General features: G+C 39.2%; 10 protein-coding genes. 7 read left to right on the forward strand and 3 right to left on the reverse strand.

The features are described from left to right. Positions 1 to 285 precede the first annotated feature (285 nt). From VK080_RS01555 to mutL, 3 genes are all read left to right on the forward strand, one after another. Complete coding sequence (locus VK080_RS01555) at positions 286 to 852, forward strand: outer spore coat protein CotE (protein ID WP_324223051.1); 567 nt, start codon at positions 286 to 288, stop codon at positions 850 to 852. Between the two features lie 210 nt (positions 853 to 1,062). Next, complete coding sequence (gene mutS / locus VK080_RS01560; protein ID WP_324223052.1) at positions 1,063 to 3,639, forward strand: DNA mismatch repair protein MutS; 2,577 nt, start codon at positions 1,063 to 1,065, stop codon at positions 3,637 to 3,639. Positions 3,640 to 3,658: 19 nt separating this feature from the next. Further along, positions 3,659 to 5,509 (forward strand): DNA mismatch repair endonuclease MutL, encoded by a 1,851-nt coding sequence (gene mutL / locus VK080_RS01565; RefSeq protein ID WP_324223053.1) that lies wholly within the window; start codon positions 3,659 to 3,661, stop codon positions 5,507 to 5,509. An 84-nt stretch (positions 5,510 to 5,593) separates the two neighbouring features. Here the strand turns inward: mutL and VK080_RS01570 are convergent, their stop codons facing one another. The 3 genes from VK080_RS01570 to VK080_RS01580 form a co-directional block, all read right to left on the reverse strand. Continuing rightward, positions 5,594 to 6,745, reverse strand: a complete 1,152-nt coding sequence (locus VK080_RS01570; protein ID WP_324223054.1) for a site-specific integrase — start codon at positions 6,743 to 6,745, stop codon at positions 5,594 to 5,596. Between the two features lie 67 nt (positions 6,746 to 6,812). After that, positions 6,813 to 7,472 carry an ImmA/IrrE family metallo-endopeptidase gene (locus tag VK080_RS01575; protein ID WP_324223055.1) on the reverse strand — a complete coding sequence of 220 codons (660 nt, stop codon included), beginning with the start codon at positions 7,470 to 7,472 and terminating at the stop codon, positions 6,813 to 6,815. A 220-nt stretch (positions 7,473 to 7,692) separates the two neighbouring features. Continuing rightward, positions 7,693 to 8,103, reverse strand: a complete 411-nt coding sequence (locus tag VK080_RS01580; RefSeq protein ID WP_324223056.1) for a helix-turn-helix domain-containing protein — start codon at positions 8,101 to 8,103, stop codon at positions 7,693 to 7,695. Between the two features lie 131 nt (positions 8,104 to 8,234). Between VK080_RS01580 and VK080_RS01585 the strand changes: the two genes are divergently transcribed. From VK080_RS01585 to VK080_RS01600, 4 genes are all read left to right on the forward strand, one after another. Beyond that, positions 8,235 to 8,459, forward strand: a complete 225-nt coding sequence (locus VK080_RS01585) for a helix-turn-helix transcriptional regulator (protein WP_324223057.1) — start codon at positions 8,235 to 8,237, stop codon at positions 8,457 to 8,459. A gap of 18 nt (positions 8,460 to 8,477) precedes the next feature. Further along, positions 8,478 to 8,795, forward strand: a complete 318-nt coding sequence (locus tag VK080_RS01590; RefSeq protein WP_324223058.1) for a hypothetical protein — start codon at positions 8,478 to 8,480, stop codon at positions 8,793 to 8,795. Between the two features lie 67 nt (positions 8,796 to 8,862). After that, on the forward strand, positions 8,863 to 9,378 hold the full coding sequence (locus VK080_RS01595; protein ID WP_324223059.1) for a helix-turn-helix transcriptional regulator: 516 nt from the start codon (positions 8,863 to 8,865) through the stop codon (positions 9,376 to 9,378). Between the two features lie 21 nt (positions 9,379 to 9,399). Next, on the forward strand, positions 9,400 to 10,103 hold a 704-nt coding region (locus VK080_RS01600), incomplete at its 3' end, for a phage replisome organizer N-terminal domain-containing protein (RefSeq protein WP_324223060.1).

Raw genomic sequence — 10,103 nt, forward strand, 5'->3', positions numbered from 1 at the left:
ACTGCGGGGTCTCATCTAGGCCTATGCTTGCCCAGGAATCTCAGCATTTTTCTCCCTGATTTTGGTGAAAACCGATTATATTATAAAAAGAAAAATCTAAACTGATTTGGAATTTAACTCACGAATTTTGAATCATAGTTCGGATTTTTCTTTGATTCAATACGTTTGTCCCAACCACTTATTGTTATTAGATTTGACTGTCTTTATTCCTTTCGTCATTTCATTATGCACCTTAGGTATTTGTCTTGCATAAAATGACTATGAGTAAAAGGAGGTAACGAAGATATGTCTTTTCTTGAACATGATTATAGAGAAATTATTACGAAAGCGATTTGCGGCAAAGGAAGAAAATTTACGCAGGCAACACACCATGTTTCGCCATCACATAGACCTTCCAGTATACTAGGCTGCTGGGTGATCAATCATTTGTACCATGCTAAGAAAAAATCAGAAGATACGGTTGAAATCAGTGGGAGTTACGACATTAACATCTGGTATTCTTACAATGATAATACCAAAACAGAAGTGGTTACCGAACGCGTGACGTATACTGACTATGTCCCACTGTCAGTAAAAGACGATAACTGCTTAAATGATGATTATGATGTCATTGCCAAAGTCGTCCAGCAGCCTAATTGCCTGGAATGCGAAATTGCTCATCATGGCAATAAAATCGTTGTGGATGTTGAACGTGAATTTGTTGTGCAGGTCATTGGCGAGACAAAAGTTGCGGTTAGGGTAGATCCAAAAGGTCACACATTTGATGATGACGATGACTGGGGCTTTGATATAACAGATGATGAGCTGAGCGATGTAAAGCCGGACTTTGTTGACAGTAAGGATAAGGATTAATCAACTTACGAGAGGTAATACTCTCGTAAGTTTTTTATCCCGTCCAAACGGGCAGCAAGACTCCACTTCAATATACAGCAAACCAGAAAAGATAAGTGGGGGAAAGGCGCCCCATTGAAAGAAGTTTCACTTTATCCAGCTGCATTCGTCCTCATCCGGTAATATATGCTATAATGTAACAATATATCGCATGTTTTTGGGGGACTCGTTATGGCTAAATCTACACCAATGATGGAACAATATATGAAAATAAAAACTGAGCACAAAGATGCTTTTTTATTTTTCCGGCTGGGTGATTTTTATGAAATGTTTTTTGATGATGCGACTCTCGCTGCACGGGAACTGGAAATCACACTGACAAAACGGGACGGCGGACAAGAGGAGCCAATTCCGATGTGTGGTGTGCCATACCATTCTGCAGCCAACTATATTAAAAATTTAATTGATAAAGGGTATAAAGTTGCTATTTGTGAACAGGTAGAGGATCCTAAAACAGCAAAAGGCGTTGTGAAACGAGAAGTTGTTCAACTGATTACCCCGGGGACCGTTATGGAAACCAATATGCTCGAGGAGCGCGATAATAACTATATTGCCAGTCTTTCACATTTTGAGGACGGTTCTTATGTCATCGTCTATAATGATTTGTCGGTCGGCGAGAATAATATTGCACTCATCCCCGGAGGGTGGGATGCTGTTATGCATGAACTGTTTAATCAGCCGATAAAAGAGATGGTTGTTGCGTCCGATCTCCCTGATACACTAAAAGAGGATTTGCAGAACAAATTAAATATCACGTTATCGTATCAGGATGAGACAACCTTTAATGCGGAGTATCGCAGTTTATGTGAAAATTTGAATGATGAACGATTTGTACAGGCATTCAGCCGGTTGCTGAATTACATAGAAGATACACAAAAACGCTCGCTCGATCACTTGCAGCCTGCACACATTATCAAATTGGATAATTATTTATCTCTCGATATGTATTCGAAACGGAATCTGGAATTAACAGAGACCATCATGAAAAAGGGCAAACACGGAAGTCTGTTGTGGGTGATCGATCGGACCGTTACGGCGATGGGATCGCGAGTGCTCAAAAAATGGCTTGACCGTCCGCTGTTAAACCAAACGGAAATCGAAGGGCGTTTGGATGCGGTTGAAGGTTTCCTGCAAGGTTTTATGGAACGCGATGCATTGCGTGAAACACTTAAATCAGTATATGATCTGGAACGCCTTGCCGGAAGGGTTGCTTACGGAAATGTCAACGCCCGTGACCTGATTCAGCTCAAACAATCGCTTGAAAAGATCCCTGAATTAAAAACTGTTTTAACCCAGTTTGATAAGAAAAAGATTACGGAATTAAGCAATAAGCTCTCGTTTCCGGAAAACCTTACATCTTTACTTTCATTAAGCCTGCAAGAGGATCCGCCGGTTTCTATTACGGAAGGATCGATCATTAAGGACGGCTATCATGAAAAGCTGGATACGTATCGGGAAGCATCAAGAAACGGGAAACAATGGATTGCAGAGTTAGAACAGAAAGAAAAGCAGGAAACAAATATCAAGTCACTGAAAGTCGGGTATAATCGCGTTTTTGGTTATTACATTGAAGTAACTAAAGCAAATCTGCACTTGCTGCCGGAAGACAGATATGAGCGGAAACAGACACTCGCAAATGCCGAACGCTATATTACACCGGAGTTAAAGGAAAAAGAGCAATTGATTCTGGACGCAGAGGAACAAAGTGTTGATCTTGAATATAACTTGTTTTTAGATATCCGCGATCAGGTAAAGGATTATATTCCGGAAATTCAGTATTTAGCGGAAGTTGTCAGCCAAATCGATATACTCCAGGGATTTGCGACAGTCAGTGAAGCAAACCAGTATAAACGGCCTGAATTTTCGAGGAATCAATTATCGATTAAAAATGGGCGCCATCCGGTTGTTGAACAGGTCATGAAAAATGATGCATTTGTTCCAAACGATGTTTTACTTGATCAAAAGACTTCCATACTTCTGATTACAGGGCCGAACATGTCCGGAAAAAGCACATACATGCGACAGCTTGCTTTAACCGTTATCATGGGACAAATCGGCTGTTTTGTCCCGTGCGAAGAGGCTGATTTGCTGCTGTTCGATCAAATATTCACGCGGATAGGAGCAGCGGATGATCTCGTATCAGGGCAAAGCACGTTTATGGTTGAGATGCTTGAAGCCAATCATGCCATCGCCAATGCCACCGAAAACAGTCTGGTTTTGCTGGATGAAATCGGACGCGGTACAAGCACATATGATGGAATGGCACTGGCTCAGGCACTTGTTGAACATATTCATGATCATATTCATGCCAAGACGGTATTTTCAACTCATTATCATGAATTGACAGAACTTGAGGATACCCTCGATAGGCTGAAAAATATTCATGTCCGGGCAGAAGAGTATGAGGGAAATGTCGTTTTCCTTCATCAGGTGAAAGAGGGCGCGGCTGATCAAAGCTATGGCATTCATGTGGCGAAATTGGCTGATCTCCCTTCACCGCTGATTGAACGAGCAAACACTATCTTGCACCAGCTGGAAAATAACAGTGAACCAAATACCATAGAGGCTGGTCAACTATCATTTTTTGCTGAGGCAGAGTCAGAGCCAGCTAAAACAGAGAAAAACGCGGTCAGGCAATCAGCAGCTAATGTGGTAAATGATCTACAAAATATGAATCTATTTGAAATGACACCGATGGATGCCATGAACGCATTATACCAGCTGCAAAAACAAGTGAAAGAAAACTAGGAATGAAAGGACTGTTTCCATGGGAATTTTTCAAATGCCTGATGCACTCGCCAATAAAATAGCTGCCGGGGAAGTAGTGGAACGTCCTGCTTCAGTTGTGAAAGAATTAATTGAGAACAGTATTGATGCCAATAGCTCATGGATCAAAGTTGAAGTGGAAGAAGCCGGACTGCAAAAGATAAAAGTGACTGATAATGGCAATGGCATGCCTGAAACCGATGCAGAAAAAGCTTTTTTACGCCATGCCACAAGTAAGATTAAAGATGAAACGGATTTATTCCGTGTGAACACGTTAGGCTTCAGGGGAGAAGCACTGGCGAGTATTGCAGCGGTGAGTAAAATGTCGGTTAAGACCTCAGAAGGCGACATTGCCGGTTCATTGTTGTCAATTGAAGGCGGGGTAATCACAGACCGGACAAAAAGTGATGCACGGAAAGGTACAGAAATTGTTGTTGAAGATTTATTTTTCAATACACCAGCCAGGCTGAAATATATGAAAACCATCCATACCGAACTTGGACACATTACCGATTTGTTAAATCGCCTGGCTTTGTCTCACCCTTCTATTCGGTTTGAGGTTGTGCATAATGGGAAGCCGCTGTTTAATACAGCAGGGACCGGGGACATGCTGCAGGTTATCAGTCAGGTATATGGGATGAGTGTTGCCAGGAAGATGCTGCCAGTTAAGCATGAAACGCTGGATTTCTCCATTGAAGGGTATATCGCTAAACCAGAAGTAACAAGAGCTTCACGAAATTATATGTCGACAATTGTTAATGGCAGGTATATCAAAAGCATACAGCTGACACAAGCTATCATAAAGGGTTATCATACACTGCTTCCGGTCGGACGCTCACCGATTGTTGTGTTGGCAATTGAAATGGATCCGGTTTTAGTTGACGTCAACGTCCATCCAACTAAGCTGGAAGTACGTTTCAGCAAAGACAAGGCGTTATTCGCGGCAATTGAAGAAACGATCCAAGCAGCTTTCAGAAATGCATCGCTTATACCGGAGATGGAACAGAAACAGCCTGAAAACAATCAGAAGAGTATTCAGAACAGCATGCAATTTTACGAATCCGAACCCAAAACAGCTTCATGGCAAAATCCGCAGCAAGTAAATGAACACAGTTCGGTAATCGGCCAAGAACCAACAACTGATAAGGAAACTGAGCAGAAAGTTGTGACTTATCCTGAAAAATCATTTGACGATACACCGGCAAACGGCTCGTTTGATGCGCCCGATGCAGAGATCAGAACAGAGCAGGAAATCAGCACCCGCCGGACACGGGTGCCTGTCATGTATCCAATCGGCCAGCTTCACGGGACATACATTCTGGCTCAAAATGAAAACGGCTTTTATATGATTGATCAGCATGCGGCTCAGGAGCGGATTAAATTTGAACGCTTCAGGAAAAAATTGGGACAAACAGAAAATGAGCTGCAGGAATTATTGATTCCCTTAACATTTGATTTTTCCAAACAAGAATCGATTTTTATTGACCACCATATTCAGGAACTTGAAAAAGTCGGATTGTTTTTTGAACCATTCGGCAACCAGACGTATATCATCCGCTCTCACCCGAATTGGTTCCCGAAAGGCTTTGAGGAAGAGGTTATCAGGGAAATGATCGAACAGATTATGCAAGATGCGAAAGTTGATGTAGAAAGAATCAGAGAAGACGCTGCTGCTTTAATGTCCTGCAAGCGGTCAATCAAGGCAAACCATCACTTGAACCAGGATGATATGTTCAGGCTGCTGGAAGATTTGCGAAAATCATCTGATCCGTTTACCTGTCCGCATGGCAGACCCGTCATTATTCATTTTTCTTCTTATGAGCTGGAAAAGATGTTTAAACGGGTCATGTAATTAATTATGCGCCGTGAACCTTGATAATCAAGGGGTTCGGCGCATTTATTAACTTATATGACCACATTTTGACCACATTCCTTGCTAAATGTCGTTTTTAAAGGCATCTTCAAATCTAGTTGCTGAGCCTTTTTGCATATTTGGTGTGACGTGACTATATTTGTTCATTGTCGTTTGAATATTGGTATGGCCAAGACGCTCTGATACTATTTTTGGATGTTCACCAAGTTTCAGCATAATTGTTGCGTGTGTATGTCTTAAGTCATGAAATCGGATCCGTTTTAATCCTGCCTTCTTGATATCATATAGAAATAGCTTATGCACAGTATTTGGATTTAAAGGTGATCCTGCAGAAGGGCTAATAATAAAGTGAGAGTCACTCAAATGATTTCCGGTCAATAACATTTTTTCTTTTTGACATGTCTGGTATTCCCGAAGCCTATTTAAAACCTCATCTGAAATGGATATAGACCGAATGGAATGCAAGGTTTTAGGTTCATGAGTAACGATACCTTCATCCGGGACATAATATAAGGATCTTGAAACGCTTATAGTATTATTTTCAAAATTAACATCAGACCATTTTAGTCCAAGTAGCTCACCACGTCTCATGCCGGTAAAAATGGCTAAAAAATAGAGCATATATTTATGATGTTTGGCATGTTCTTTAGTATATTTCAGAAAAAATCTACATTCATCAACACTCCATGTGTCCATTTGTTTCCGTTTCCGAGGTGGGGGAGAAACTTTTAATACTGGATTATTTTTAATGTACCCCCACGTTACCGCAGTATCTAATGAATGTTTCAATATAGTGTGTAGATAATTTATATATTCCGGTGTGATACCTTCTTCCGATAATTCATTGTAATATTTAAGAAGCATCGGCGGTTTTATTTCCTTGATTCGAATAAATCCAAACTTAGGAATTAACCGTGAATATATTGCGCTGGTGTAACCTTTGAATGTGGATTTCCTGACATTTTGTTTTGCAAATACCTCAAGCCATTCAGTAAGATAGTTCTTTAAAGTTATTTTATTTTCCTCAACGTATTCATTATCCTCCAATTCCTGCATAATCTTAGTAGCCGCGAGCTCAGCTTCTTTTGATGTATTAAATCCTCTTCTGGTAATCTGTTTTCGTTTTCCGGTTGAAGGGTCCACTCCTCTGTCAATCGTAAATGCCCATGTATATCCTTTTTTATTCTTTGCTTTTACTTTTCGGTAGTATGCCATAACTCGCCCCTCCAAAAATATATATCTTTAAGTATAAATCAACCTACTGTAGTAAATATTTTTGAAATTACCATTGGTTAATATCTTCTTTATATTTTATCTGAGCAATTATGTCTTTTATTTCATCATCGGTAGCGCCATTCTTTTTAAATTCTTCAATAAGTTCTTTGAAATCGGGTTGCTCATAAAAGGGCAAATCACCGTATATATCAATTTCACCAGGGCTATAATCTTCTGTAGATTCATTGCCTTTTAAAAGTTCCTCATAAAATAGCTCTCCGGTTATCTGTCTTTCATAGTGCAAGAGACGTTCATCCGCAAAGTCATGAGTGACGCCAAATCTTTCAGCAATCAAGTTTACAGCCTTATTTCGGTACTTAGGTATACTGAGTTCTAAAAGCATAAATGTTGGTACTGTGAAGTGCAGCGCAAAATTTCTAGCTTTAGCTTCTTGCATATGGCGAAAATCCTCCGGCATACCTAATTGGACACCAACATGTTGTAGCACATGACCTAATTCGTGTGTAAAAACTTCACGCTGCTTGCATTTATTTTGAAGGGGATCAATGAAAATGATCCCATCCGCTGATAGCGGTATCTTTTGATAACAGATGCTGATACCTAATCTTGTAGCAATGTCTTCTATCGAATGTTTAGGTTCCTTAATCCCAATTCTCCAGTATAGTTTTTGAATGGAATCTTCTAATGGAGTAGTAATGTACTTCATACTATCCCCCCTTCATAGATTGGAACGTATGTTCTGTTTAATTGTATTATAAATGGTGTACAAATAGATGTACACCATTTACATAATTTTTTATGAATTCACCTGATTATCTTTACAGATTACTCTATAGTAAGTGGGGCGTTTAATATTTCCATTTTATCAACACCTTGTATATTTAAAAAGCACAACAGTGTCACGTGGTGTGCGTTCATGAGTGATATTATTGCTTATCTTCTTTCTTTTTACGTTGCCTAGCCTTATATAGCGTATATTCAAGGTGATGTCTAATGTCTTCAACATCCTCTGGGCTAAGGCTTTTCAAATCATCTATATTGTGGAAGAATAAATCCTCGATCTCAAGGTCTTCAACAATTTCCTTAATAGCAGCTAGAGAGTCGAAGTCGTCGTAACCCTTTTTTTGATCGCTATCTCCTAATAGAAAAGGGCGGGAAACTCCAAAGAAATCTGCAATTTGTTGCAGAGTATCATAATCAGGCTTTCGCTCATTTCTCTCGTACATTCCGATTGAACTTTTACTCATATTTAATTTTTCGGCTAACTCTTCTTGTTTTAAACCCATCTCACGACGAAGTTCTCTGATGCGCGGACCGACTATCTTTTTCATCATCATCACCTACTTAGATTTTAACACAAATCGTGTTAATGAATATCATAATACACAAAATGTGTTTACAAACTACAAAACGTGTCCTATAATGGATTCATAAGAACACAAAAAGTGGTTTAAAGGGGGAGGCACTAATGAATAAACAAATTATTGCAAAACGATTAAAAGACTTCCGTGGCGGCAAAAACCGGGAAAATATGGCTGAATTGCTAGGAATAAGTATTTCGGCTTTACAAATGTATGAGACTGCACAACGTATTCCAAGAGATGATATAAAATTAAAAATCGCAAAACTATATGGAGTGTCAGTTCAAGAAATATTTTTTAGTGAACAGGAATACAATATGTGTCCTAAGTAATATCTGGGAGGTAATCTAATGTTTCAATTTCAAATAGATGAAAACACCATGGACCAAATCGCTGATAATATTGCAACTCAGGCATTTGAAAAATTCAGCAAAAAAATTGATGGCTATATGAACTTGCCAGTTGTACTTAACCGAGAGCAACTCAAGGAAGTTCTAGATATTAAGAACAATAAGGTATCGGAGCTATTAAACAGGGAAGATTTCCCTGTGTTGCGTGATACCGGTCGTCCCAAAATTCCATCGAAGCAGCTTCTTGTTTGGATTGACCAGAATACTGAATGGGTCGGTGTAAACACAGGTCAAAATTCTATATTCAAAGTCGGTTGAGTCTAACATACTACGATTCTAGTTTGTATAAATTTAATAAATTACTATAAAAGAGGAGATTTTGAAGATGAAAGTTGGAAACTCATTAAAAGAATTAAGGGGGAGGAAAAGCCTATCACAAGAAAATATGGCCAGAGACATCTTTGTCAGTCAGCAGCTTTACTCAGGTTTAGAATCTAACAAAACCAGTATGAGTGAAGATTTGGTTAGGGACAGCGTTCATAATTACAATGATGCCAAATACGGCTTTGAAATAGCACGTCAGACAGCAAGGGATTACATAACTCCCATTGCAGACAGTGGAAAGGCAATAGAATGGCATCGGTTAGCTTTGGCAGAGTTTTTTATTAACGAATCTGCAGAGGCCATTGAATATTTTAAAGGAGTAAGTCTGGTTAAATCACCAGAATTTGTTGATGATACTGAACTGACTCAGGTTAAGGAAGGTGTTAAAGAATTACTGGATGTGCAACTAATTGTCAATTCATTATTATCTTGTCTCGAGCAAGAATACAACATTTCGATTCAGGTTTGTATGAAAAGTCGAATGCTAACATGGCGAGATAAGGAGTGGATTAGATGATTACAAAAAGGGGAGAGAGTAATGCAAGATCTGAAATGGATTAAGTTAGATATATCTATGTTTGAAGATGAAAAGATAAAACTGATAGAGCAGATGCCAGAGGCAGATACTATTTTGGTTATTTGGGTGAAATTACTGGCCCAAGCAGGCAAAACTAATGCAAATGGATATATCTATCTAAATGAAAATATTCCATACACGGAAGAAATGCTTGCTACGATATTCAGTAGACCAGTAAATACTGTACGGCTTGCATTAAAGACTTTACGTGAATTTGGCATGATTCACATCGACGAAGATTCCTTTATTCACATTGCAAATTGGGAAAAACACCAAAATGTTGAAGGGATGGATAGAGTGAAGCAGCAGAATAAATTAAGAAAACAAAGGCAAAGGGAGCGTGAGAAGGCTAAACAAATTGAGCAAAAACCCAAAAATGTGACGTCACGTGACAATCACGCAACAGAACAAGAACAAGAGAGAAGAAAGAAGAAAGGAGACAAAGAACAAGAACAACAACAGACCTCAGCAATCATTCAATTTTGGGATGGTAACGGATTCGGGTTAAATAATATTCAGGGAAAAAACCAGTTGTTGTCGTGGTTGGATGATTCATCATTTAAGCAACCCGAAAAAATCATACTTAAGGCTATGGAGATAGCATGTGCCAATAACAAAAGACAGTTGAATTACGTTGAGGGTATTCTCCGAAACTGGGAAAATCA

The sequence above is a fragment of the Lentibacillus sp. genome, assembly GCF_035301925.1.
In the GTDB taxonomy this organism is placed as follows: domain Bacteria; phylum Bacillota; class Bacilli; order Bacillales; family Amphibacillaceae; genus Lentibacillus.

Coding starts and splice junctions, on each gene's coding strand:
- VK080_RS01575 (WP_324223055.1), bottom strand. CDS start 7,472: ATGAAGTACATTACTACTCCATTAGAAGATTCCATTCAAAAACTATAC.
- VK080_RS01595 (WP_324223059.1), top strand. CDS start 8,863: ATGAAAGTTGGAAACTCATTAAAAGAATTAAGGGGGAGGAAAAGCCTA.
- VK080_RS01570 (WP_324223054.1), bottom strand. CDS start 6,745: ATGGCATACTACCGAAAAGTAAAAGCAAAGAATAAAAAAGGATATACA.
- VK080_RS01585 (WP_324223057.1), top strand. CDS start 8,235: ATGAATAAACAAATTATTGCAAAACGATTAAAAGACTTCCGTGGCGGC.
- mutL (WP_324223053.1), top strand. CDS start 3,659: ATGGGAATTTTTCAAATGCCTGATGCACTCGCCAATAAAATAGCTGCC.
- VK080_RS01555 (WP_324223051.1), top strand. CDS start 286: ATGTCTTTTCTTGAACATGATTATAGAGAAATTATTACGAAAGCGATT.
- mutS (WP_324223052.1), top strand. CDS start 1,063: ATGGCTAAATCTACACCAATGATGGAACAATATATGAAAATAAAAACT.
- VK080_RS01580 (WP_324223056.1), bottom strand. CDS start 8,103: ATGATGATGAAAAAGATAGTCGGTCCGCGCATCAGAGAACTTCGTCGT.
- VK080_RS01590 (WP_324223058.1), top strand. CDS start 8,478: ATGTTTCAATTTCAAATAGATGAAAACACCATGGACCAAATCGCTGAT.